We start from the raw sequence: 23947 nt of genomic DNA on the forward strand, positions 1-23947 counted from the left end.
GGGGACGGGGAGGGGTCGGGTCCGGGAGACTGGAGGGGGTGAGGGGTGTTTTCGGGGAGGGGTGTGGTCGATGGGTCGGCGTTCCGGTGGGCTGATCGGGCTGTGGGCCGAGCAGCAGCGGGTGGCGCAGCGGCAGCGGGAGGGGCAGCAGCAGGCGGTGCTGCGGCAGCAGCGGGAGGCGGAGCGGGCGCTGCGGGCGCACGAGCGGGACGTGGCGCGGATGCAGCGGGAGCAGCGGGCCGCGTACCGGCGGCACCGGGACGCGGACGCGCTGCGGCGGACGCGGGAGCTGGACGAGCGGGTGGCGGTCCTGGAGGGGTTGCTCGCGGCCGGGTGCCGGGAGCCGGGCTTCTCCGTGGAGTCGCTGCGGCGGCCCGAGGAGGTCGAGCCGTTCGCGCCCGGCCCGCTGGGGGAGCCGGTCGCGATGCCGGACCAGCGGGCGTACCACGGGTTCGGTGCGCGGGACCGGTTCGAGCGGGACTGGTACGCGGCGCAGGCCGCGGAGGCCCGGCGGCTGGAGACGCTGGCCGCGTACCGGCGTGAGTACGACGCCTGGGCGGCGGCCCGGCTCGCCGAGGTCCGTACCCACAACGCGGGGATCGCCGGGACGGTGGCGGCGCTGCGCGAGGGCGACGCGGACACGGTGGTCGAGTTCTTCTCCGCCGTGCTCTACGCCTCGACCGCCTGGCCGGAGGGCTTTCCGCACGAGGTGTCCGCCGCGTACGACCGGGCCCGCCGCGAGCTGGTCGTCGACTGGGACCTGCCCGGTTACGAGGTGGTGCCCGAGGCCAGGGGCGTGAAGTACCTGCCCGGCACCGACCAGGACAAGGAGGTGCCCCGGCCGGTGACGCAGCGCCGGGCGCTCTACCGGCGCGTGCTGGCGCAGACCGTGCTCCTCGCCGTGCGGCAGGTGTTCGCGGCCGACCGGTTCGGGGCCGTGGAGAGCGTCGCGCTCAACGGGTACGTGGACGGCGTCGACCCGGCCACCGGGCTCGCCGCCCGGGTGTGCCTGGCGACCATCGCCGTGGCCCGGCCGGTGTTCGACCGGCTGAACCTGGAGCTGGTGGACGCCGTGGAGTGCCTCACGGGGCCGCTCACCGGGCGGCTGTCGGCCAAGCCCGAGGAGCGCGTGGCGGTGCAGCCGCTGCGGCAGCCCGACCAGGTCGGGTCCGACGTGGTCTCCCAGGGCGAGGGCGAGGAGCCCGACCTGCTGGCGATGGACCCGATCGCCTTCGAGGGGCTGGTGGCCGCGCTGTTCCGGGCCCGTGGCCTGCAGGCCGTGACCACGCGCCGGTCGAACGACGGCGGCGTGGACGTCGAGGCCCTCGACCCGGATCCGATCAGCGGCGGATCGATCGTGGTGCAGGTCAAGCGGTACCGCAACACGGTGCCGCCGAGCGCGGTGCGCGACCTGTACGGGACGGTGCAGGGCGCCGGCGCCAACAAGGGCGTCCTCGTCACCACCTCGAAGTTCGGGCCGGGTTCGTACGCCTTCGCCAACGGCAAGCCGCTGACGCTGATATCGGGTACGGAGCTGGTCGAGCTGCTGCACCGGCACGGGCTGCGCGGCCGGCTCGGACCGGGCGCGCCGGCCGCCCCGGCGGCGGAGGTGCCGTCCCCGACCGAGGCCTCCGACGACTTCAACCTGCTCGGCATGGTGTGGACGGGCGAGGTGGCGCTCGACGTCTGCGCCCTGGTCTGCGAGGGCGGCCGGGTCCTCGGTGACGACTGGTTCGTCTTCTTCAACAACCCGTCCACGCCCGACGGTTCGGTCGCCATGGTCGCCGCCGCGCCGGGTGACCGGGCGGCGATCCGCGTCGGCTTCGACGCCCTGCCCCTGAGGGCCGACCGGCTGGTGCTCGTCGCGGCGGTCGACCCGGAGGTGAACCCGGACGCGGACCTCGGCGGCTTCACCGACGCGGGCATCCGGCTGCGGGACGACTCCGGTACGGAACTGGACCGGCTCGTCGTGTCCGACGGGCGGCAGGGCGAGACGGCGCTCGTCCTCGGTTCCTTCCGGCGGCGCGCCGGCGGCGACTGGGACTTCGTCCTGGGCGGGAAGGGGTACCGGGGCGGTCTCGCCGAGCTGGTCGGGGACTTCGGCATCGAGGTGGAGTAGGGGGAGGCGCCCCCCGTCCGCGGGGGTGCGGAGCCCGGGTCCCGAACCCGCCGGGGCGTGCGCCGCCCGGGGCCGGCCCCGTCCTCGTACCCCCGCCCCCTCAGCGTCCGCTCAAGCGGTCGGCCAGGCTCGCCACCCGGTCCGTCGTCGCCGCGTGCGTGGTCGTCTCACGGCGGTCGGCGGCCCGGTAGGCGGCGTACAGGGTGTGCACGCCCAGCCAGCGCAGGGGTTCCGGTTCCCATTTGCGGACCCGGTGGCCGACCCACGGCAGGGCCGTCAGGTCCGTGGGCCCGGACTGGCCCGAGTCCTGCTGGATGAGGTCGCGCAGGGTGCGGGCGGCGAGGTTGGCGGTCGCGACGCCCGAGCCGACGTAACCCCCCGCCCAGCCGAGGCCCGTGGAACGGTCGAGGGTCACGGTGGCGCACCAGTCGCGGGGCACGCCGAGGACGCCGGACCAGGCGTGGGCGATGCCGACGCCCGCGAGCTGCGGGAAGAGGCGGACCAGGATGTCGCGGAGGTCCTCGACGGTCCGGGCCTGCGTGCGGCCGTCGTTGTCGGTCTTCGAGCCGAAGCGGTACGGGACGCCCCGGCCGCCCAGCGCGATGCGGCCGTCGGCGGTGCGCTGCGCGTACATGTAGGCGTGGGCCATGTCGCCGAGGGTCTCGCGGCCGTCCCAGCCGATGGACTCCCACTGCGCGTCGGTCAGCGGCTCGGTGGCGATCATCGAGGAGTTCATCGGCAGCCAGGTGCGGCGCTGGCCGGCCAGGGAGGCGGTGAAGCCCTCGGTGCAGCGCAGCACGTAGGGGGCGCGGACGGTCCCGTACGGGGTCACGGCGTGTTTCGGCCTGATCTCGGTGACGGGGGTCGACTCGTGGATCGTGACGCCGAGCGCCTCGACGGCGGCGGCGAGGCCCTGGACCAGTTTGACGGGGTGGATCCGCGCGCCGTGCGGGGTCCAGGACGAGCCGACGGCCCCGGCGACGCGGATGCGCCGGGCCGTGTCGCGCGCCCCGTACAGCTCGCGGTCCGTCTCCCCGAAGGCGGCCTCGGCGGCGTGGAAGGCCTTGAGCCGGGCCAGCTGGGCGGGGGTGAGGGCGACTTCGAGCACGCCGCCGCGGTGCTGGTCGGCGTCGATCTTCTCGGTGTCGAGGACGTCGAGGACCTCGGTGACGGTGGCGTTCATGGCCTGCTGGAGGCGGACGGCGGCCTCGTGGCCGTGGAGCGCGGCGTACCGGTCGCGGCCCGCGATGCCGTTGTAGAGCCAGCCGCCGTTGCGGCCGGAGGCTCCGTAGCCGCAGAACGCGGCTTCCAGGACGGTGATGTTGAGGAAGGGGACGGCCTTCTTGAGGTAGTAGGCGGTCCACAGGCCGGTGTAGCCGCCGCCGACCACGCAGACGTCGGCGGTGGTGTCGCCGGGGAGGGGTTCGCGGGGCGCGGGGGCGCCTTCCTGCGCGTACCAGAACGATATGCCGCCGTTGACCGTGCTCATGTGTGTCCCTGCTTCCGGATGCGTGGCGGGAGGCTACCGCCGCGGGCCCGCCCCTGGATACGGGGACCTTTCCGGAAGGCACCCCCTAGCCTGGGCCGGTGATCGAGGTGCCGGAGGAGTTCGCGCGGGCGCAGGCGGCGTACAACGGGGCGGCGGGGCGGGCGTTCGTCGCCGCGCTGCCCGGGCGGGCGGAGGAGTTCCTGGAGCGCTGGGGGCTGCGGGTCACCGGGCCGCCGATGCACGGCGCGGCGTCCCTGGTGCTGCCGGTGGTGCGCGGCCGCGGCCCCGCCGTCCTCAAGCTCCAGCTCCTCGACGAGGAGACCGAGGGCGAACCGGCGGCGCTGCGCGCCTGGGACGGGAGGGGCGCGGTACGGCTCCTCGACCACGACCCGGCGACGGGGACGATGCTCCTGGAACGGCTCGACGCCGGCCGGTCGCCGGCCCGGCTCCCCGACCGGCGGCGGGCGGTGGAGGTCCTCGCCGGACTGCTCGCCCGGCTGACCGCCGTCCCCGCCCCGCCCCGACTGCGCGGCCTGGGCGGCATCGCGGCCCGGATGGTGGCCGACGCACCCGCCGCGGCGGTACGGCTCCGGCACGCCGGGGACGCGGCCCTGCTGCGGGACTGGGCGGCGGCCGTACGGGACGTGGCGGACGAGCCGGGGGACCGGCTGCTCCACTGGGACCTGCACGAGGGCAACGTCCTGGCCGCCGATCGCGAACCGTGGCTCGCGATCGACCCCAAGCCGCTCTCCGGCGACCCCGGCTTCGAGCTGCTGCCGGCGCTCCGGGGCCGTACCGAAGCGGGAAGCGGGGGAGAGGTGGATCCGGCGGAGGTCCTGTGGCGGTTCGACCTCCTCACCGAACGCCTGGGGCTTGACCGGGGCCGGGCGGCCGCCTGGACACTGGGCCGGGTGCTCCAGAACGCGCTGTGGGACATCGAGGACGGGGCCGTCGCCCTGGACGCGGGGCAGGCGGCCCTCGCCGGGGCCCTCCGGGCCAGGAGGGAGTGAGCGGGAGCTCCCGGGCAGGACGGCACCCTCTGGCCACGACGGCGTCCCCCGGGGCAGGCTGGGGCCATGATCCGTACCGCCGTTCCCGCCGACGTCCCCGTCATCCACCGCATGATCCGCGACCTCGCGGAGTACGAGAAGGCCCTCCACGAGGCCCGTGCCACCCCCGAGCAGCTCCACGACGCCCTCTTCGGCGACCGCCCCGCCGCCTACGCGCACATCGCGGAGACGGACACCGGCGAGGTCGCGGGCTTCGCGCTCTGGTTCCTCAACTTCTCGACCTGGCGCGGGGTCCACGGCATCTACCTGGAGGACCTGTACGTCCGTCCGGAGCTGCGCGGCGGCGGCCACGGCAAGGCGCTCCTGGCCGAACTGGCCCGGATCTGCGTCGAGCGGGGCTACGAACGCCTGGAGTGGTCGGTCCTGAACTGGAACAGGCCGTCGATCGACTTCTACGAGTCCCTCGGCGCCCGCCCGCAGGACGAGTGGACGGTCTACCGGCTGACGGACGCGGCGCTGGCGAAGCTGGGTTCGGTGTAGGAAGGGGGGATGGACATGGACATTCAGCAGCGCTCGGAGATCCAGCAGCGGTTCGAGCGGATCACGGCCTTCATCGAGGCGCGGCTCACGCCGCTGTTCGACCCCGCGAACGGCAAGGACCACGGCTTCGGCATGGACGACACCTCCCGGGCCCTGCGCGCGCTGCGCTACACGGTGCAGGCCGCGTCCGCGGTGAACGGGCTCGTGGAGAAGCGTGAGACGGCGCCGGAGCTGCGCCAGGTGGTGGACCAGGCGCTGGAGCACAACTGGGACGTGCTGCGCTCCGCCGCCCGGATGTGGGAGGACCATCCCGACTTCCTGAAAGAGTTCAAGGGGCACTCCTGGGACGTGATCGGCGTCTGAGCCCGCCCGCTCCCCGGCGGGGGCGGGCCCGACCGTCCGCTGTCAGGGGACGAGCACCACCTTGCCCATCGTGCCCCGGGTCTCCAGGGCGCGGTGGGCCCGCGCCGCCTCGGCGAGCGGGAAGGTCTGGACGGCGGGACGGAGGGTGCCGTCGGCCGCGGCGGCGAGCGCGGCGAGTTCGAGCGTACGGACGTCCCCGCCGGCCTTCTGGAGCATCACCGGCCCCAGGACGGGTTCCGAGGTGATGCCGCGGTCCGCGAGCTCCCCGGGGGTGAAGCTGAGGGCCTCGCCGTCGTGCAGCCCCGCGCCCGACCAGCCGAAGACGAGGTGGCGGCCGCCCCTGCCGAGGAGGTCGACGGCGGCGCGGCCGGTGTCACCGCCGACCGAGTCGAAGACGACGGTCGCGGTGCGCCCGCCCAGATGGGCCCGGACCTTGTCGGCCCAGCCCGGTTCCGTGTAGTCGACGGCGAGGTCGGCGCCGTTGGCGCGGACGCGCTCCACCTTGTGGGGGCCGCCGGCGAGGCCGATGACGGTGGCGCCGGCGTTCTTGGCGTACTGGACGAGAAGCGTGCCGATGCCGCCGGCCGCCGCCGGGACGATCGCGACGGAGTCCGGGCCGAGCTCCGCGAACTGGAGGATGCCGAGGGTGGTGCGGCCGGTGCCGATCATCGCGACGGCCTCGGCCTCCCCCAGGTGATCGGGGAGCGCGTGCAGGCGGGCGGCATCGGTGACGGCGAGCTCCGCGTAGCCGCCCGGGGCCATGCCGAGGTGGGCGACGACCCGCTTGCCGAGCCAGGACGGGTCGGTGCCCTCGCCGAGGGCGTCGACGGTGCCGGCGACCTCCCGGCCGGGGACGGTGGGGAGTTCGGCGGGGGCGGGGAACGGGCCCGTCATGCCCTCGCGCAGCGCCGTGTCGAGGAGGTGCACACCGGCCGCGGCGACCCTGACGCGGACCTGGCCGGGGCCGGGCACGGGATCGGGGACCTCCTCGTACGTGAGGTTCTCGGCGGGGCCGAAGGCGTGAAGGCGGATGGCGTGCATGACGTTTCCCCTGTCGTCGGGCGGGCGGAACCGCGGGCGGTCGGGCGGGTCCGTTCGAGGTGGCGACCGGCCGCTCACGGGCCGGTCGCTCGGGAACAGCCTCCGACCTCAACCACGCTCGAGGTCAAGGGGTTCCCGGAGGCGGCCCGCCCGCAGGGCCAGCGACACCGCCTCCACCGCGCTGGTGAACGACACCTCCGACAGCACGCCCGGCGCCGCCACCTGGTCTCCCACCAGGTACACGCCGTCCCCCCGGTCGATCGCGGGCCGGTCGCGCCAGGTCGTACCGGGCCGGTCGACCGCTCCCATACGCCCCTGGGAGACGGCTTCCCTGCGCCACACCGCCCGGTCGCGCCAGCCGGGGAAGCCCAGGTCGAGGAGGTGTTCGGCGTGCGCGACGCCGTCCGCCTTCGAGGCGTCCGGCCCGATGGGGAGCTGGGCCTGGACCAGCTGCTGTCCGGCGGGAGCGAGGGAACGGTCCTGGGCGGTGAACCGTTCGATCCAGCCCGGCGCGTCCAGGTCGGAGACGGCGAACGCGTCGCCCCTGCGGGTGCGCAGGGCCAGGTCGAGCAGGACCGTACGGCCGCTGTCCCAGGTCAGTGAGGGGTCGCCGAGAAGGCGGGCGGCGGCCGGCAGCGCGGTGGCGACGACGACGGGACCGCCACCGGTGGGCAGGGTGTCGATCCGCGACGAGGTCTCGATCCGTACGCCCGTCTCCCGGGCGCGGGCGGCCATCCGGTCGATGAGCCGCTGCCAGCCGCCCCGGATGTAGTGGGCCTCGGGCGGCAGGGCGGCGGCCCGGTGGAGGCGCTCCTGGACGAAGCGGGCGGAGAGCGAGCCGGGGTCGTGGTGGAAGAGGGCGACCGCGCTGTACGCGGCGGCCTCGCGGGCGGCGCGCTCCCCGGCGAGGCCGGTGGCCCAGGTGCGGAAGTCGGTGTCGACGGGTGCCCGCTCCGCGCCGCGCCGGGCCAGGCGGAGCAGGCCGAGGGGCGGGGTGCGGCGCAGGGCGCCGGCGCGGTGGAAGCGGAGCCGGAGGGCTTCGGCGGGCGGCAGCGCGGCGAGCGGGCCGAGGAGGCCGCGCTGCCTCAGCCAGGTCCAGTGCGGGCCGCCGTTGTAGAGGGCGTGCGGGCCCTCGTTGGTGCGGTACGGGCCGTCGGCGGTGCGGGCCCGGCCGCCGAGGGTCCGGTGCGCCTCGTACAGGGTCACCCTGGCGCCGGCCTCGGCGGCGGTGATGGCCGCGGTGAGCCCGGCGAAGCCGCCGCCGACGATCGTGAGCGTCCGCATGTCTCTTCTCCCTCGTCCGGATGTGCTGACACGGATGGGACGGCCGGCGCGGGGCGTTCCGTGACATCGGGGCGGGGGCGTTGTCAGTGGCGTGCGTCACCATGGCGGCATGGTGACGAGGAAGCGGAGGACGGCGGCGCGGGCCCGGCGGCCGGAGGTGCGGCTGCCGGACCTGGTGCCGTTCGGGGGGAGGCTGGAGCCGGACGGGGACTACGACGGCCTGGAGCTGGCCGGGCTCGACCTGGCGGGCCGCTCGGGGGAGGGCGCGCGGTTCCTGGACTGCGCGCTGCGCGGGTGCGGGCTCGACGGGACGCGTCTGGCGGGGGCGCGGTTCCTGGACTCCGTGCTGAGCGGGGTACGGGGGGTGGGCACCGACCTCGCCGGGGCGCAGCTGCGGGACGTGGAGGTGTCGGAGGCCCGGCTGGGCGGGGCCCAGCTCCACGGGTCGGTGTGGGAGCGGGTGGTCGTCCGGGGCGGCAAGGCCGATTACCTGAACCTGCGGGGTGCGCGGCTGCGGGACGTCGTCTTCGAGGGGTGCGTGCTGAGCGAACCGGACTTCGGGGGCGCCCGGCTCGAACGGGTGGAGTTCACCGACTGCGACCTGCTCGGGGCCGACTTCTCGGGGGCGCGCCTCACGGACGTGGATCTGCGCGGGGTGCGGCGCCTGGAGATCGCCCGCGGGGTGGAGTCCCTGGCGGGCGCGGTGATCTCGTCCGCCCAGCTCCTCGACCTGGCGCCGGTCCTCGCGGCGCGCCTGGGGGTGCGGGTGGAGGACTGAGCCCGCCCCGGCGCGGGCGTACCGGTGAGGGCGGGCGGGGGGAGCGTACGGCGCCGGGTCCGCTCCCGGCGGGGGCGTACCGGTCAGGGCAGGCGGGGGAAGCGGGCCTGGAGGTCCCAGACGGCCGGGTTGTCGGCGAGGCCCTCGTGCATGTCGGTCAGGTCGGCGATCAGGTCGTGGAGGAAGTCCCGTGCCTCGCGGCGCAGTTCGGCGTGGTTGAAGGTGAGCGGCGGCTCGTCGCCCGGCATCCAGTCGGCCTCGACGTCGACCCAGCCGAAGCGCCGCTCGAAGATCATGCGGTCGCTGGACTCGGTGAAGTCGAGCTCCGCGTACTGCGGCCGCGCGGCCCGGCTGCCGCGCGGGTCCTGGTCGAGCCGCTCGACGATGTCGCACAGCGCCCACGCGAAGTCGAGGACCGGCACCCATCCCCAGGCTGTGGACACCTCGCGGTCCGCCTCGGTGTCCGCGAGGTACACGTCACCGCAGAAGAGGTCGTGGCGCAGGGCGTGGACGTCCGCGCGCCGGTAGTCGGTCTGCGGCGGGTCGGGGAAGCGCCGGGAGAGGGAGTAGCCGATGTCGAGCACGGTCCGATGGTGTCACGGCACGGGGCCGGTCCCGTACGCCGCTTCTGCCGGTTCCGTGTCCCCGGCCCCTCACCCCCGCCCGTGCACCGCCCGCGCCACCCGCGGCCCCAGCCAGCGCTTCAGGCGGCGCAGGGGTTCCAGGCTTTCGGCGGCGCGGTCGAGGCGGTAGTAGAGCTGCGGGGGTACGTACGGCAGCAGGGGGGAGTGGCGCTGGCCGAGGAGGGCGAACATGCGGGCCGGCTCCAGGCGCATGTAGCGCGGCAGGTTCTCGTACCACTGGGCGCTGAGGCGGGCCGCGCTCTGGGCCGGGACGAGGGCGGAGCGGCGCTCCTTCCCGTACGCGGTGAGCGCGGTCTCCCGGTCGGGGTGGGCGCGCAGGGCGGCGGCGAGCGCGAGGGCGTCCTCCAGGGCGAGGGTGGTGCCCGCGCCGATGGAGTAGTGGGTGGTGTGGGCGGCGTCGCCGAGGAGGACGAGGTTGCCGCGGTGCCAGACCCGGTTGGTGAGGGTGCGGAAGGTGAGCCACCGGGCGGCGTCGTCGGCCTGGCCGCGGCCGATGAGGGGGTGGCCGTCGAGGAGGTCGTGGAAGACCTTCTCCAGGAGGGCGAGGCCGGCGGCCTCGCCGAGGGTGTCGAGGCCGAGGCCGGTCCAGGTCTCGGGCGAGCACTCGACCACGCAGGTGGACCGCTCGCCGCTGAAGCCGTAGGCGTAGCACCAGATCCAGCCGTGGTCGGTCTCCTTGAAGGCGAAGCTGAAGGAGTCGAAGACCTTGGTGGTGCCGAGCCAGATGTAGCGGTTGCGGCCGGCGGTGAAGGTGCTGCCGAAGTGGTCGGCGTGGGCCTCGCGCAGGGCGCTGTGCACGCCGTCGGCGGCGACGACCAGGTCGGCGTCCGCCAGTTCGGGGGCCTCGGGGCCGGCGACGGGGTGCTCGTACTCCACGCGGACGCCGAGCTCGCGCGCCCGGTCGGCGAGCAGGCCGAGCACGGCGCGGCGGCCGATGCCGAAGCCGGCGCCGCCGCGGTGCACGGTCCGTTCGTCGCGGACGATCGCCAGGCCGTCGGTCCAGGTGACGGAGGCGGCGGCGATCACCGCGGCCGACTCGGGGTCCCCGGCCCGCAGTTCGTCGAGGAGCCCGGCCCAGTAGGTGACGCCCCAGCCGTACGTGGAACCCTCCGGGTTCCGCTCGTACACGGTGATGTCGTGGGCGGGGTCTTGACGCTTCATCAGGACCGAGAAGTAGAGCCCGGCGGGCCCGCCACCGACGACGGCGATCTTCACGCGCACTCCCACGAGGACGACCTGACGCATCCGCGCCCCACGCGCGGATGACCCTGTGCGCACGGAACGCGACGCACGGTCACAGTGTGTCAGGGGAGGAGCCGTTGTTCCTTCGCCACGGCGACGGCACCGGCGCGCGTGTCGACGCCGAGCTTGGCGTAGATCCGGCCCAGGTGGGTCTTCACGGTCGCCTCGCTGATGAACAGGGCCCGCGCGATCTCCCGGTTGCCGAGGCCGTGCGCGAGCTGGGCGAGGATGTCGCGCTCCCGGTCGGTGAGGCTCGGCCCGGCGGCGCCCCGCATCCGGTCCATGACGCGGCTGGCGACCGGCGGCGAGAGGGCGGTACGGCCCTGGGCGGCGGCGTGGATCGCGGCGAACAGCTCCTCGGGCCGCTCCGCCTTCAGGAGGTAGCCGGTCGCGCCCGCCTCGATGGCGCGCGTGATGTCGGCGTCGGTGTCGTACGTGGTGAGGACGAGGACGTGGACGCCGGTCGGCGCGATCCGCCGGGTCGCCTCCACCCCGTCGATGCCCGGGCCGAGCTGGAGGTCCATCAGGACGACGTCCGGCGTCAGCTTGGCCGCCATGGCGACGGCCTCCTCGCCGCTGCCGGCCTCGCCGACGACCTCGATGTCGGGGGTGCTGCCGAGCAGGGCGAGCAGCCCGGCACGGACGACGACGTGGTCGTCGCAGAGCAGGATGCGTACGGTCACGGGCCGGCCTCCGTCGTGGGCGCGAGCGGGATCGAGGCGGAGAGCACCGTGCCCTCGCCCGGGGTGGACTCCACGGTCAGGGTGCCGCCGAGCTGCTGGGCCCGCACCCGCATCGCGGGCAGGCCGTGGCCCCGTACCCCGTCCCGCGGCCGGTGCGCGGCCGGATCGAAGCCGCCGCCGTCGTCGGCGACGTCCAGGACCACCTGGTCGTCCAGGTACGTGAGGGTCAGCGCGGCGGAGCGGGCGCCGGCGTGCTCGCGGATGTTGGCGAGGGCGCCCTGCGCGATCCGCAGCAGCGCCGACTGCACGCGGTCGGGCAGCGGCACCGCCGTCCCGTCGACCCGGAAGACGGCCGACTCGCGGGTCGCGAGCCCGCGCAGCGCCTCTTCGAGACCGCCGCCCTCGGCGAGGTCGGCGGGCGCGAGGTCGTGGACGAAACGGCGGGCCTCGGCCAGGTTGCGCTCGGCGATGGACTCGGCGGTACGGACGTGGCGGCGGGCGGTGGCCGGGTCGCTGTCCCAGGTGCGGTCCGCGGCCTGCAGCAGCATCTGCTGGCTCGACAGGCCCTGCGCCAGGGTGTCGTGGATCTCCATGGAGAGCCGCTGGCGCTCGGCGAGCGTGCCCTCCCGGCGCTCGGTGGCGGCCAGTTCCCGCCGGGTGCGGAGGAGGTCCTCGATGAGGGCCCGCTGCCGGGCGGCCTGCCGCTCGGCGTGCACGAAGACGGCGGTGGCGATGGCGGCCACGGCCGGCGGGGCGACGATCAGGTTCGGGTCCCAGCCGCCGTGCGAGAGCTGCACCTGCGCGAAGACCACGAAGGCGGTGAGCACGGTGACCAGACCGAGGGCGGCGCGCGGCGGGAGCGTGCGCAGCCCGGTGTAGAAGAGGGGCACCGCGCACCAGGCGAAGCTGGGCGCCAGCACCACCAGGACCACCCACACGGTGACGACCGTGCACAGCCAGGCGATCCGGCGCAGGGCGGCACGGGTGCCGAGCACCGGTCCGAGCAGGTAGAGGGAGGCGAGGGCCCCGGTCAGGGCGATGATCCACGGGCTGCGGTCCTCCCAGTCGTGCCGCAGGAGGAAGCGGACGAGGGAGGCTCCGAGGAGCAGGAAGAACGCGATGTGCATGACCCGGGCCAGCCAGCGGGCGTCCGGGTCGTGGGGCGTTCGGGGGGCCTCGGCGAGGGGCCGCGTCAACCTTCCCGCCTCCTCTGCTTCCGGGGACGACCTGGGGATACGTGTCCATGCTGGCCCGGGAGGACCAGGCCGGCATCAGCCGATCGGCTGACCCCGCCGTCGTCCAGTGTGCGCGAGGACGGCAGCCGGACCGTGGACCGGCCGGCGCCGTTTCCCGGCGGAGGATCGATGCAGAGCGAACGAACGGCGGGGCGGCCCCCGGCAGCACCGCAGGCCGGCACCCACCACGCCGTCCGCGTCACCCCCGCTCGCCCACGCCGTACGACCCGGGCCGCGTCCGCCGTACGAACCCGCACGGACCCGTACGACCGCCCGGCCATCCGCCCGCACGATCCAGGAGACCCCCATGAAGAAGATCCTCTTCGGTGCCACCGCCGCCGCCCTCGCCGCCGCCGGAACCTTCGGCGCGGTCTCCGCGAACGCCACCGCCCCGGCCGCCGCCCCCGCCGCCGCGGTCCGCGCCGACGCCGACCACCACAACCTGCAGCAGTCCACCCACCTGACGATCGACGCCGCCACCAAGGCCGCCCGGGCCGCCCTCGACGCCGCGGAGAAGGAGAACCAGCGGATCTCCGTCGCCGTCGTCGACCGCAACGGCAACACGATCGTCACCCTCCGCGGCGACGGCGCCGGCCCGCAGTCGTACGAGTCCGCCGAGCGCAAGGCCTTCACCGCCGTCTCCTGGAACGCCCCCACCTCCGTCCTCGCCGGCCGCCTCGCCCAGGCCCCCAACCTGAAGGACATCCCCGGCACCCTCTTCCTCGGCGGCGGTGCCCCCGTCACCGCCAAGGGCGCCCCCATCGCGGGCATCGGCGTCGCCGGCGCCCCCTCCGGCGACCTCGACGAGAAGTTCGCCCAGGCCGGCGTCGCGGCCCTCAACCGCTGACACCCCCGCGGCACCCCCTGTGCCGGTGACGGCGCCCGGACCCCCGCCGGGCGCCGTCACCTTTCCCTCCATACGTCCGCCCTCACGGCCCGTCACCTAAGATCGCCACGTGAGACGACGCGGCGGGACCCGAGGCACGACCGCGGCCCTGGCCGCCGCCGTCACCGCGCTCGCCCTGCTCGCGGGCGGCTGCACCGGAGGGGTGGACGGCACCCCCGGGGCGGCCGGACTGCGCGACCCGTACTTCCCCCGGCTCGGCAACGGCGGGTACGACGTACGGCACTACGCGCTGGACCTCGCCTACGACCCGGCCACCGGGCGTCTCGACGGCACCGCCGAGATCACCGCCCGCGCCACGCAGGACCTCAGCGCCTTCAACCTCGACCTGGCCGGCCTCACCGTCGACCGGACGACCGTCGACGGCGCGCCCGCCGCCTTCCACCGGGCCGGTGACGAACTGACGCTCCGCCCCCGCGAGGAACTGCGCGAGGGAACGGAGTTCACCGCCACCGTCACCTACTCCGGGGTGCCCGAACCGGTCACCGACCCGGACGGCTCCGAGGAGGGCTGGCTGCGGACCGCCGACGGGGCGGTCGCCGTCGGCCAGCCGGCCGGCTCCATGAGCTGGTTCCCCGGCAACCACCACCCCTCCGACAAGGCCGCGTACGACATCACGCTCACCGTGCCGTCCGGGCTGCGCGCGCTCTCCAACGGGGTCATGACCTCCGAGAAGCGCGCCGCCGACGGCCGCACCACCACCGCGTGGCACGCGGCCGAACCGATGGCGAGCTACCTGGCCACGGTCATGCTGGGACGGTACGAGACGGGCACCGCGACCGCCCTCGGCTCGGTCCCCGTGGTCACCGCCGTCGAGCCCTCGGCCGCCGCCGGCAGCGCCGAGCTGCGCGCCGAACTGCCCGGGATCCTCGCCGAGCAGGTGGAACGCTTCGGCCCGTACCCCTTCTCCGCCGCCGGAGCGGTCGTCACCGCCGACGACACCCTCGCCTACGCCCTGGAGACCCAGACCCGGCCCGTCTTCCCCGCCGCCGCCTTCGACCGGGCGACCCTCGTCCACGAGCTGGCGCACCAGTGGTTCGGCAACTCGGTGACGCCCGCGACCTGGCGGGACCTGTGGCTGAGCGAGGGCTTCGCCACCTATGCCGAGTGGCTGGACGCGGAGGAGTCGGAGGACGTCCCGGTCGGCACCAGTTTCGCGCGCGCCTTCGCGGAGGAGGACAACTGGGCCTTCCCGCCGGCCGCCCCGCCCACCGCCGCCAACCTCTTCGACCCGCCCGTGTACCAGCGCGGCGCCATGGTCCTGCACAAGCTGCGCGAGACCGTCGGGGACGAGGCCTTCGAGGAGATCCTGCGCGGCTGGCCGGCGAAGTACCGGCACGCCAACGCGAGCACGGACGACTTCACGGCCTACGCGGAGAGCGTGGCCGGCACCGGCCTGGACGAGCTGTGGGACGTCTGGCTGCGCGGGGACGAGAAGCCGGAACACCCCTGACGGGACGGCGGAGGACAAAGTGGGGGAGAGCGTGGGTACGGAGACGGAGGTGCGGCGGCGGGTCTCCGCGTACGCGGTGGCCGCCGAGGACGGGCGGCTGCTCCTGACCCGGCTGTCGGAGGCCTCCCCGGTCTTCGCACCGGGCCTCTGGCACCTGCCGGGCGGCGGCATCGACCCCGGCGAGCAGCCGGAGGAGGCACTGGCGCGCGAGCTGTACGAGGAGACCGGCCGCCGGCCCGTCCGCGCCCGTCTCGCCGCCGCCCGCACGTACGCCGCCGAGCGGGGCGGTGTCTCCTGGCACCTGGTGGCCCTGTTCTACGTGGTGGCACTCGCGCCCGGCCCGCTCCGGGTGACCGAGGCGGACGGCAGCACGGCCGAGGTCGCCTGGCGGCCCCTCGCGGACCTGACGCCCGGCGCGCTGTCCCCGGCCGCCGCCGACGCGCTCGCCCTCGGGCTCACCGAACCCCGCTGACCGGCGGCCGGCCGAGGTCACGACGGAGCCCCGGCCGGACATCCGGCCGGGGCTCGAAGTGCCGTGGCGAACCGCCGACGTGCCGCTGTCGTACCGCCGACGTGTCCCGACGGGTGGCGCCGGCGGGTCGTCAGCGGCGGTCGCCGTGCGGTGCCGCGCGGGTGACGGCGACGCGGGCCGTCGTCGTCAGAGGTTGACGCCGAAGTCGCGGGCGATGCCCTCCAGGCCGGAGGCGTAGCCCTGGCCGACCGCGCGGAACTTCCACTCGGTGCCGTGGCGGTACAGCTCGCCGAAGACCATGGCGGTCTCGGTGGCGGCGTCCTCGGAGAGGTCGTAGCGGGCGATCTCGGCGCCGCCGGCCTGGTTCACGATGCGGATGTACGCGTTGCGGACCTGGCCGAAGTTCTGGGAGCGGGACACCGCGTCGTAGATCGACACCGGGAAGACGATCTTGTCGACGGTCGGGGGGAGGCCCGCCAGGTTGACGTTGATCTGCTCGTCGTCGCCGCCGCCCTCGCCGGTGCGGTTGTCACCGGTGTGGACGATGGTCTGGTCCGGGGTGGACTTGTTGTTGAAGAAGACGAAGTGGGCGTCGGAGGCGACGCGGCCCGCGGCGTCGACACCGATCGCGGAGGCGTCGAGGTCGAAGTCGGTGCCGGTGGTGGTGCGGACGTCCCAGCCGAGGCCCACGGTGACGGCGGTGAGGCCCGGGGCCTCCTTGGTCAGGGAGACGTTGCCGCCCTTGGACAGGCTTACAGCCATGGGATGTCCCTTTCCTCGTGATGCGCGTGATGCTCGAGTTGAAGCGCGGTGCTCATCCGGAGAAACGCGCGCGACCGCCCCGTGGTTCCCGGCCGGACGGGCCGGCGGCGGAAATCAGGGTGACGCCCCGGGTCCCCTACGGGGAACATGGGGGCATGTCCGGTCCGTATCCGATCCGCGGCTCCGTCTCCCTGCCCGAGGCCGAGCTCCAGTGGCGTTTCTCGCGCTCGTCGGGGCCCGGCGGCCAGCACGTCAACACCAGCGACTCGCAGGTCGAGCTGCGCTTCGACCTGGCCGCGACGGAGGCCCTGCCCGAGGTGTGGAAGGCGCGCGCCCTGGAGCGGCTGGCCTCCCGCCTCGTCGGCGGCGTCGTCACCGTCCGGGCCTCGGAGCACCGCTCCCAGTGGCGCAACCGCGAGACGGCGGCCGTGCGCCTGGCCGCGCTGCTCGCCGAGGCGACGGCCCCGCCCCCGAAGCCCCGCCGCCCGACGAAGATCCCGCGCGGCATCAACGAGCGCCGGCTGCGGGAGAAGAAACAGCGCTCCGAGACGAAGCGGACCCGCCGGGGCGGCGGCGACTGGAGCTGAGACCCCTGCGGGGCCGGCTCCCCACCGGCCCCGAGGCCGGCACCGGACAGCCCCCGGCTGGCTGCGGGACGGGCTGACGACAGGCCCCGGCACGCCCCGCAGCCGTACCCCCCGCAGCCGCACCCCACGGCCCGAGGCCGGCCCCGGCTCACCCCAGGCGGCGGTACTTCCCCCGGAAGTACGTCAGCGGCTCGCCCTCCCCCGACGGCAGGCCCACCGACAGGACCCGGCCGATCACCAGGGTGTGGTCCCCCGCCACGACCCGGTTCTCGGTGCGGCACTCCAGGGTCGCCAGTGCCCCGCCCATCAGCGGCGCGCCGCTCACCTCGCCCCGCGTGTACGGCAGGTCGGCGAAGAGGAGCCGGTCCGAGACCCGGCCCTTCATGGCGAAGCGCCCGGCGACGTGCCGCTGGCTCTCCGCGAGCACGGACACCGCCCACACCGGGACCTCGGCGAGCAGGTCGTCCATGCGGGAACCGTTGCGCAGGCTGACCATGACCAGCGGCGGATCGAGGGAGACGGACAGGAAGGCCGTCGCGGTCATGCCGACGTCCTCGCCGCGCGGGCCGTCGTCGGGGTCGTGCGCCGTCACCAGGACCACACCCGCCGCGAGGCGGGACATCGCCGCCCGGAACTCGTCGTTGCTCACCCCCTCAGCATGAGGGACGGCCAGGTCGGACACGGGAGGGGAGGCGGGGGTCTTCTGCAGCACACCCGCACGCTAGCCCCGGCCCGCCGCGCCCCGCATCGGGCCCGGGGACCAGCGGTCCACCCCCTCCGGTCCTAGGACCGGGAACCCGCTGTGCGCCCGCTACCTGCGACGACCCACCCCGACGTCCTGTGACTTGAGTCACAGAAGCCAGTATTTGTTGACCCTGTGTACCGGGTGCGCAGCTCGCTGTGATTCAGTGGCCGTGACAGTGCACACGATGCCGATGAGAACCCTGGAGTTGCTGTCGAGGTCTCGGGGAGAGCGAGCGATGGAGACCGAGTCGGAGCCCTACGTCCGTCTCTCGACCCTGCGGCAGCTGCACCAGGTCGTGGCGGACCTCAACACCGCCCGCAGCCTGGCGGACACCGTGCAGACCGTCGCCGACGGAGTCGTCGCCGGCCTCAATTACGAGCTGGCCTGCGTCAACCTCGTCCGGCCCGACGGTGACCTCGTCGTCGCGGCCTTCGCCGGCAGCTCCGCCGCAGAGGCCCTCATCACCGGCCGGGTCGGCTCCCGCGCCGCCTGGGACCGTCGCCTGTCCATGGGCGTGGCCTGGGGCGACCTCCGGTTCATCCCGCACACCGAGGGCTGGGTCCTCCTCGACGACGACGTCCCCCAGTGGCACACCGAGGGACCCGCGCCCCGCTTCGAGGACGAGTGGCACCCCCACGACCGGCTCTACGCCCCCATGTACGCCCCCGGAGTCCGCTCCGGGAAGGGCGGCGGACCGGCGGGCTCCGGCCGGGAGCTCCTCGGCGTCATATCCGTCGACCGCCCGCGCAACGGCCGGCATCCCGGGCCCTGGGGCCAGGAAGCCCTCCAGATGTACGCCTCGCAGTCGGCCATCGCGATCAGCAACGCGCGCCTGCGCTCCAACATGCAGCGGGCCCTCGTCCGGCTCGAGCGCGAGCAGCAGGCGCTGCGCGCCAGCGAGGAGTCCTTCCGGCAGGCCTTCGAGTACGCGCCCTCCGGCATGGCCATCGCGGAGATGGGCGGCGACCAGCACGGCCGGCTGCTGCGGACCAACGACGCCCTGTGCCGGCTCCTCGGACGCCCCGCCTCCGTGATGCGGCGCTACTCCTTCGCCGACCTCGTCCACCCCGAGGACATAGGGACACTGCTGCGCACCTCCGCCGAGGGCGGCCGGGCCGAGCTGCGGCTGGGACGGCGTGACGGCACGTACGTGTGGGTCTCCCTGCGGAACTCGGTGGTCGCCGACACCGCCGACGGGCCGCGCTTCCTCCTCACCCACGTCGAGGACATCGAGGAGCGCAAACGCCACGAGCTCCAGCTCGCCCACCGCGCCTCGCACGACGCCCTCACCGGGCTGCCCAACAGCGCCGAGCTCCGCTCCCGGCTCTCCGCCCGCCTCTGCGAGCGCCCGGCGCACGCCGCCGGACACGAGGGGGGGACGTACGGGTACGGGGCGGGCCCCGGCCCCGCGCTCGGGCCCGGCCCGGAGCCCGGTTACGAGGCGCCGTACGAGTACGACCACGAACACGAGCACGGCTTCGGCTTCGAGCCGGCCGGGGTGGCGGGCGCCTACGACCACCACGTCCACCTCGCCGCCCCCTCCGCGGGGGAGACCGACGACGGCACGAAGGGGCTCGCGGTCCTCTTCTGCGACCTCGACGGCTTCAAGTCGATCAACGACCGGTTCGGGCACCACACCGGTGACGCCGTCCTCATCGAGGTCGCCCGCCGGCTCACCACCGGCGTCCGCGACGGTGACACGGTCGCCCGGCTCGGCGGTGACGAGTTCGTCGTCCTCGCCGACGGCCTCGGCGCGGCCGACGCCGCCGACCTGGCCGTACGCCTCCGCAACGCGATCATCCCGCCGATCCGGGTGGACGGCCGGGCCGTGCGGGTCGGGGCGAGTTTCGGCATCGGCTGGGCCGAATGCGGCATGTCGGTGGAGGAGGTCCTGAACTCCGCCGACCAGCGGATGTACGTGGAGAAACGCTCCCGCGCCAAGGTTCACCGCCGCGCCGGGTGACCGTCCCGGGGGCCGCCGGCGGGTCAAGGGGCCGCACCGGGGCCTGGTCCGTTCGGGGTAGGCTCGCCCGGTCGGCGACGGCTGGCGAGCATGGATAGGAGTGACCCGGATGGCTGCCGGTAACAACGGCGCGAGCAAGCCCGAGGACGACGATCCCTTCGGTTACCTGTACGCGGACGGCCAGGCAGCCGGCGCGCAGGCTCCGCAGGGCGGCGGCTACGGCTACCCGGGCCCCGCGCCCGCGCAGCCCGGTGTGCCCCGCACCTCGTACAACCAGGTCCGCACGGTCGGAGAGCGCCAGTACGGCGCCCCCACCCAGGGCCACGGCCAGGCCTACGTACCGCCGCAGCAGCAGGCGCCGTACGGCCAGCCGCACCCGCAGTACGCGGCGCCCGAGACCTACGGCGGCCCCCCGTCCCGCCCGACCCCGGCCCCCCCGCAGCACGGCGGCGGACAGGGCCGGGGCCCGAACACCAAGGGCCTCCTGATCGGCGCGGTCGCGGTCGTCGCGGTCGTCGTCGTCGGCATCGCCGCGGCCGTGATCTCGAACACGCGCGACGACAAGGACCCGCGGGCGGGGGGCGGGACGCCGACCTCCGTTCCGACGGCGCCCGCGTCCCAGAGCCAGGAGACCCCGAGCGCGGAGCCCAGCAGCGAGCCCACCCCCGAAGAGCTGCCGAAGCAGGACGCTGCCACGCTGCGACTCGGCGGTTCGGCCGCGCTCGGCAAGGACGTGAAGGGCGCCGAGGGCATCGACGGCGCCTACGTCGCGGGCTTCAACGCGCCGGGCTCCTCGGTGACCTGGAAGGCGAACATGCCCGACGGCGGCCAGTACCGGCTGACCGTGCGCTACACGATCCCCGCGGTCGACGCCAACGCCACCCTGACGGTCAACGGCAAGCCGAATCAGCAGCCGATCGGCCTGAAGAACTTCATCCACTCCTCGGACCCGAACCTGGAGAAGAACTGGCAGACCACCTGGGCGCCGGTCACCCTCCAGAAGGGCGAGAACGAGATCAAGATCTCGTGCGAGCAGGGCAACCAGTGTGACGTCCTTCTCGACTGGCTGCAGGTGACTCCCGAGCCGTAGGACCGCCCTCACGGGCCGGTCACCGGAACTGCCGGTCCCCTCCCGCCGGGCCCGGCCGTCCGCCGGGTGGTCGGCGCTTCCCGGCGCGGGGGAAGACCGGTCGCTGACCCCCGGTCAGCGGGTCAGAACCCGGCGGGCGTGCCCCTGGCGCCCGGTCAGGACACCTCCCGCACCGTCACCTTCGCCAGCAGCTCCTCGTACGCCCGCGCGTCGAACTCGCCCGCCACCGGAGAGAGGACCGTCGCCGCGGAGAGGGCGATCGCGCGGGTCAGGCGGGTGGGCCAGGGGGTGGCGTCGACCAGGGCCGAGAGGAGGCCCGCGACGGCGGAGTCGCCGGCTCCGGTGGGGTTGCCGTGGACGGGGGCGGGCGGGGACGCCTGCCAGAGGCCTTCCGGGGTGGCGGCCAGGAGGCCTTCGGGGCCGAGTGAGGAGACCACCGCGTGGGCGCCGCGCCGGCGTGCGTCGAGGGTGGCGCGGTGCGGTTCGCGGGCGCCGGTCAACTGGGCCAGTTCGTCGGCGTTGGGCTTCACGAGGTCGGGGCGGGCGGCGATGCCCCGGCGCAGCGGTTCGCCGCTGGTGTCGAGGAGGACGGGGACGCCGGCCGCGCGGGCGGCGCGGACGAGTTCGGCGTAGGCCCCGACGTGGATGCCGGGCGGCAGGCTGCCGCAGAGGGCGACCGCCCGGGCGCCGTCGAGCAGCTCGGTGAAGCGGCCCCGGAAGGCGGCCCATTCCTCCGGGGTGACGGTCGGTCCCGGTTCGTTGAGCTGCGTGGTGTCGCCGGTGGTGGTGTCCACGACGGCGACGGTGCGGCGCGTGGGCCCGGCGGTCTCCACGAGCGCGTCGCGGACCGTGGAGAGCTCCGCCAGCCGCTCGCGGAGCACCGCCCCGGTGGCGCCGCCCGCGAAGCCGGTGGCGACCGTCTCGTACCCGAGGGCGTCGAGGACGCGGGCGACGTTGAGGCCCTTGCCGCCGGGTCGTTCGATGACCTGGGTGACGCGGTGGGAGGCGTGCGGGACGAGGGCGGGGACGCGGTAGGTGAGGTCCAGCGCCGTGTTGAGAGTGACCGTGAGGATCACCTGCCCACCCTCCGTACTCCCTGGGACGACCCTGTGGAACGAACGCTCCGACGGGCATCGATCATGCCAAACGAAAGGCGGTTGGCACAGTCCCCCCGGCCGGACCCCCGGCCCCGGCCCACCGCCCCTGACCGGCGGCCCCCGTCAGACCCCGGTCGTGGCCTCCGCCCGCGCGGCCGTGGGCGTCACGATCCACTCGCCCTTGCGCATCACGCCCGCGAGGTCGAAGTTCCGGTCGAGGACGACCAGGTCGGCGTCCTTGCCCGGCTCCAGGGAGCCGACCCGGTCGTACACACCGAGGAGGCGCGCCGGGTTGGCGGAGACGGCCTGGACGATCGCCTCGACGGGCAGCAGGTCGACGGTGGCGGCGCGCTTGAAGGCGCGGTCCAGGGTGAGGGTGGAGCCGGCGATGGAGCCGCCCTCGACGAGCCGGGCCACGCCGTCCCTGACCTCGACGGCGAGCGTGCCGAGGGCGTACGTGCCGTCGCCGAAGCCGGCCGCGTCCATGGCGTCGGTGATGAAGGCGACGCGTTCCGGGCCGGCGTGGTGGAAGGCCAGTTCCAGGGCGGCAGGGTGCAGGTGGGTGCCGTCGTTGATGAGCTCGACGGTGATCCGCTCGTCCTCCAGGAGGGCGGCGATGGGGCCGGGCGCGCGGTGCCCGAGGGCGGGCATCGCGTTGTAGAGGTGGGTGGCGACGGTGGCACCGGCGTCGATGGCAGCGACGGTCTGCTCGTACGTGGCGTCGGTGTGGCCGATGGCGGCGATCACGCCGTGCTCGGCGAGGAGGCGTACGGAGTCGAGGCCCCCGGGCAGCTCGGTGGCGAGGGTCACCATGCGGGCCTGGCCGCGCCCGGCGTCGATCAGCTTGCGGACCTCGGCCGGATCGGGGTCGCGGAGCAGGGTCTCGTCGTGGGCGCCCTTGCGGCAGGGGGAGATGAAGGGGCCCTCGAAGTGGAGGCCGGCGATCTCGCCCTGTTCGGCGAGTTCGGAGAGCAGTCCGGCCCGCTGGACGAGGAAGTCCATGTCGCCGGTGACGAAGGAGGCCGCGGTGGTGGTGGTGCCGTGGAGCCGGTGGGTGTGGACGCCCTGGAGGACCTCGTCCACGGTGCCGGAGGTGAAGGAGGCGCCGCCGCCGCCGTGGTTGTGCATGTCGACGAAGCCGGGGACGAGCCAGTGGCCGGTGAGGTCGAGGACGGGGGCGTCCCCGGGCGCGCTGCCCGCGATGCGCCGGCCGTCGATGATCACGCGCCCGTTCTCGACGGTCCCGGTGGGCAGCACGACGTGTGCGCCGGCGAGAACCTTGTGATCGGCCATCAGGCGGAAACCTCCGGGTCGGTGGGGCGCCGGGCCGGCTCGGGGCGCCGGTCGGCGAGCAGGTCCCAGGCGAGGAGGCCCGCGCCCAGGCATCCGGCGGTGTCCCCGAGGGCCGCCGGGACGATGGCGGGCAGCTTCTGGAACGTGACCCGTTCCTCCACCGCGGCCCGTAGGGGTGTGAACAAGGTTTCCCCGGCCTCCGCGAGACCGCCACCGATGATGAGGGTGCGCGGGTCCAGCAGGGTGAGCGCGGTGACGAGCCCGTCGGCGAGCGCGTCGACGGCCTCCTGCCAGACCCGTACGGCCGCGGGGTCGCCGGAGGCGACGGCCTTGGCGCAGTCGGCGGCGTCCGCGTCGGGGTCGCCGCTCGCCTCCGCCCAGGCGAGGGAGACGGCCGAGGCGGAGGCGTACCGCTCCAGGCAGCCGCGCTGGCCGCAGCCGCAGTCGGTGCCGCCGGGGCGGACGACGATGTGGCCGATCTCGCCCGCGTAGCCGTGCGCGCCGGCCTCGATGCGGTCGCCGATGCCGATGGCGCCGGCGATGCCGGTGCCGAGGGGCACGAAGAGGAAGCGGTCGGCGCCGTGGCCCGCGCCGATGCGGCCCTCGGCGAGGCCGCCGGTGCGCACGTCGTGGCCGAGGGCGACGGGGAGGCCGCCGAGGCGGTCGCTGAGGAGGGCGCGGAGGGGGACGTCGCGCCAGCCGAGGTTGGCGGCGTAGACGGCGATGCCGCGCTCGGCGTCGACGATGCCGGGGACGGCGACGCCGGCCGCGGCGGCGGCCTCGCCGTACCGGTCCTCGCCGAGGGCGCGGAGTTCGGCGGCGAAGCCGAGGATCGTCTCGACGACGGCCTCGGGGCCGCGCTCGCGCCCGGTGGCGCGGCGGGCCTCGTGGAGCAGGGTGCCGTCCGCCCCGACCAGGGCGGCCTTCATGCCGGTGCCGCCCACATCGAGGGCGATGACGTGATTCACGGGGGACAGTGTGGCGCGCGACCACCCCAAAGGTCTAGTCCACTTTCGTGGATTGTTGCGTGCGGATACAAATGCGGGCTCCCTCATGGAGTCATGCTTCCCACCCGGTTGCGGAAGTGATACCCGCGTGGTGTAGACCTCTTACCCGGGCCGGGGGGAGACTGACGGCCTCAAGCGGTACGAAC

At 74.8% G+C, this 23947-nt stretch carries 23 protein-coding genes; 11 read left to right on the forward strand and 12 right to left on the reverse strand.

The genetic code is table 11. The annotated features are described in order from the left end of the window. Nucleotides 1-70: 70 nt before the first annotated feature. The gene (locus tag ABTY40_RS18670) at nucleotides 71-2119 is read left to right on the forward strand and encodes a restriction endonuclease (RefSeq protein ID WP_352060510.1); all 2049 of its coding nucleotides are present in this window, start codon (nucleotides 71-73) and stop codon (nucleotides 2117-2119) included. 100 nt (nucleotides 2120-2219) lie between these two features. On the opposite strand, the gene ABTY40_RS18675 is transcribed toward ABTY40_RS18670, so the two are convergent. Then, the gene (locus ABTY40_RS18675) at nucleotides 2220-3608 is read right to left on the reverse strand and encodes an NAD(P)/FAD-dependent oxidoreductase (RefSeq protein ID WP_352060511.1); all 1389 of its coding nucleotides are present in this window, start codon (nucleotides 3606-3608) and stop codon (nucleotides 2220-2222) included. Nucleotides 3609-3706: 98 nt separating this feature from the next. Between ABTY40_RS18675 and ABTY40_RS18680 the strand changes: the two genes are divergently transcribed. The 3 genes from ABTY40_RS18680 to ABTY40_RS18690 all read left to right on the forward strand — a co-directional run bounded on the left by ABTY40_RS18680 (nucleotide 3707) and on the right by ABTY40_RS18690 (nucleotide 5521). Then, nucleotides 3707-4618 (forward strand): aminoglycoside phosphotransferase family protein, encoded by a 912-nt coding sequence (locus ABTY40_RS18680; protein WP_352060512.1) that lies wholly within the window; start codon nucleotides 3707-3709, stop codon nucleotides 4616-4618. 66 nt (nucleotides 4619-4684) lie between these two features. Then, the gene (locus tag ABTY40_RS18685; protein WP_345278808.1) at nucleotides 4685-5158 is read left to right on the forward strand and encodes a GNAT family N-acetyltransferase; all 474 of its coding nucleotides are present in this window, start codon (nucleotides 4685-4687) and stop codon (nucleotides 5156-5158) included. Nucleotides 5159-5167: 9 nt separating this feature from the next. Further along, entirely contained in the window at nucleotides 5168-5521 is a 354-nt protein-coding gene (locus ABTY40_RS18690; RefSeq protein WP_352060513.1) for a hypothetical protein, read from the forward strand. Between the two features lie 42 nt (nucleotides 5522-5563). Here the strand turns inward: ABTY40_RS18690 and ABTY40_RS18695 are convergent, their stop codons facing one another. Together ABTY40_RS18695 and ABTY40_RS18700 are read right to left on the reverse strand one after the other, a co-directional pair. Continuing rightward, complete coding sequence (locus ABTY40_RS18695; RefSeq protein ID WP_352060514.1) at nucleotides 5564-6562, reverse strand: zinc-binding dehydrogenase; 999 nt, start codon at nucleotides 6560-6562, stop codon at nucleotides 5564-5566. A 108-nt stretch (nucleotides 6563-6670) separates the two neighbouring features. Then, nucleotides 6671-7846 carry an NAD(P)-binding protein gene (locus tag ABTY40_RS18700; RefSeq protein ID WP_352060515.1) on the reverse strand — a complete coding sequence of 392 codons (1176 nt, stop codon included), beginning with the start codon at nucleotides 7844-7846 and terminating at the stop codon, nucleotides 6671-6673. Between the two features lie 109 nt (nucleotides 7847-7955). Here ABTY40_RS18700 and ABTY40_RS18705 point away from each other — a divergent pair, with 109 nt between their 5' ends. Beyond that, nucleotides 7956-8624, forward strand: a complete 669-nt coding sequence (locus ABTY40_RS18705) for a pentapeptide repeat-containing protein (RefSeq protein WP_352060516.1) — start codon at nucleotides 7956-7958, stop codon at nucleotides 8622-8624. 83 nt (nucleotides 8625-8707) lie between these two features. On the opposite strand, the gene ABTY40_RS18710 is transcribed toward ABTY40_RS18705, so the two are convergent. From ABTY40_RS18710 to ABTY40_RS18725, 4 genes are all read right to left on the reverse strand, one after another. Continuing rightward, nucleotides 8708-9208, reverse strand: a complete 501-nt coding sequence (locus ABTY40_RS18710) for a hypothetical protein (protein ID WP_309051963.1) — start codon at nucleotides 9206-9208, stop codon at nucleotides 8708-8710. Nucleotides 9209-9277: 69 nt separating this feature from the next. Then, complete coding sequence (locus ABTY40_RS18715) at nucleotides 9278-10513, reverse strand: FAD-dependent monooxygenase (protein ID WP_352060517.1); 1236 nt, start codon at nucleotides 10511-10513, stop codon at nucleotides 9278-9280. Between the two features lie 59 nt (nucleotides 10514-10572). Next, nucleotides 10573-11193, reverse strand: coding sequence for a response regulator (locus ABTY40_RS18720; protein WP_345278795.1), 621 nt, complete (start codon nucleotides 11191-11193; stop codon nucleotides 10573-10575). Then, entirely contained in the window at nucleotides 11190-12320 is a 1131-nt protein-coding gene (locus ABTY40_RS18725) for a sensor histidine kinase (protein WP_352060562.1), read from the reverse strand. Before ABTY40_RS18725 ends, ABTY40_RS18720 begins: the two co-directional genes overlap by 4 nt. Before the next feature lie 415 nt (nucleotides 12321-12735). On the opposite strand from ABTY40_RS18725, the gene ABTY40_RS18730 reads away from it, so the two are divergent. From ABTY40_RS18730 to ABTY40_RS18740, 3 genes are all read left to right on the forward strand, one after another. Then, complete coding sequence (locus ABTY40_RS18730; protein ID WP_352060518.1) at nucleotides 12736-13275, forward strand: GlcG/HbpS family heme-binding protein; 540 nt, start codon at nucleotides 12736-12738, stop codon at nucleotides 13273-13275. A 109-nt stretch (nucleotides 13276-13384) separates the two neighbouring features. Next, complete coding sequence (locus ABTY40_RS18735) at nucleotides 13385-14785, forward strand: M1 family metallopeptidase (protein WP_352060519.1); 1401 nt, start codon at nucleotides 13385-13387, stop codon at nucleotides 14783-14785. Between the two features lie 31 nt (nucleotides 14786-14816). Continuing rightward, a complete protein-coding gene (locus ABTY40_RS18740) occupies nucleotides 14817-15257 on the forward strand; it encodes an NUDIX hydrolase (RefSeq protein ID WP_352060520.1) in 441 nt (146 codons plus the stop codon). A 186-nt stretch (nucleotides 15258-15443) separates the two neighbouring features. On the opposite strand, the gene ABTY40_RS18745 is transcribed toward ABTY40_RS18740, so the two are convergent. Further along, nucleotides 15444-16019 (reverse strand): TerD family protein, encoded by a 576-nt coding sequence (locus ABTY40_RS18745; RefSeq protein WP_309057418.1) that lies wholly within the window; start codon nucleotides 16017-16019, stop codon nucleotides 15444-15446. Between the two features lie 155 nt (nucleotides 16020-16174). Between ABTY40_RS18745 and arfB the strand changes: the two genes are divergently transcribed. Then, entirely contained in the window at nucleotides 16175-16606 is a 432-nt protein-coding gene (gene arfB / locus ABTY40_RS18750) for an alternative ribosome rescue aminoacyl-tRNA hydrolase ArfB (protein WP_352060521.1), read from the forward strand. A 148-nt stretch (nucleotides 16607-16754) separates the two neighbouring features. Here arfB and ABTY40_RS18755 read toward each other — a convergent pair whose 3' ends face one another. Continuing rightward, entirely contained in the window at nucleotides 16755-17318 is a 564-nt protein-coding gene (locus ABTY40_RS18755; RefSeq protein WP_345278783.1) for a flavin reductase family protein, read from the reverse strand. Nucleotides 17319-17586: 268 nt separating this feature from the next. Between ABTY40_RS18755 and cdgB the strand changes: the two genes are divergently transcribed. Further along, nucleotides 17587-19314, forward strand: coding sequence for a diguanylate cyclase CdgB (gene cdgB / locus ABTY40_RS18760; protein ID WP_352060522.1), 1728 nt, complete (start codon nucleotides 17587-17589; stop codon nucleotides 19312-19314). A gap of 109 nt (nucleotides 19315-19423) precedes the next feature. Next, on the forward strand, nucleotides 19424-20404 hold the full coding sequence (locus ABTY40_RS18765; RefSeq protein ID WP_352060523.1) for a CBM35 domain-containing protein: 981 nt from the start codon (nucleotides 19424-19426) through the stop codon (nucleotides 20402-20404). A gap of 155 nt (nucleotides 20405-20559) precedes the next feature. Here the strand turns inward: ABTY40_RS18765 and ABTY40_RS18770 are convergent, their stop codons facing one another. The 3 genes from ABTY40_RS18770 to ABTY40_RS18780 form a co-directional block, all read right to left on the reverse strand. Continuing rightward, nucleotides 20560-21480: a 1-phosphofructokinase family hexose kinase gene (locus ABTY40_RS18770; RefSeq protein ID WP_352060524.1), complete on the reverse strand. Its 921-nt coding sequence runs from the start codon at nucleotides 21478-21480 to the stop codon at nucleotides 20560-20562. A gap of 144 nt (nucleotides 21481-21624) precedes the next feature. Beyond that, on the reverse strand, nucleotides 21625-22794 hold the full coding sequence (nagA, locus tag ABTY40_RS18775) for an N-acetylglucosamine-6-phosphate deacetylase (RefSeq protein WP_352060525.1): 1170 nt from the start codon (nucleotides 22792-22794) through the stop codon (nucleotides 21625-21627). Continuing rightward, on the reverse strand, nucleotides 22794-23762 hold the full coding sequence (locus tag ABTY40_RS18780; protein WP_352060526.1) for an ROK family protein: 969 nt from the start codon (nucleotides 23760-23762) through the stop codon (nucleotides 22794-22796). The genes nagA and ABTY40_RS18780 overlap by 1 nt, the downstream gene beginning before the upstream one ends. Nucleotides 23763-23947 lie beyond the last annotated feature (185 nt).

Origin of the sequence: Streptomyces sp. NPDC126503 (assembly GCF_040302405.1) — a bacterium.
In the GTDB taxonomy this organism is placed as follows: Bacteria; Actinomycetota; Actinomycetes; order Streptomycetales; family Streptomycetaceae; genus Streptomyces; species Streptomyces gulbargensis.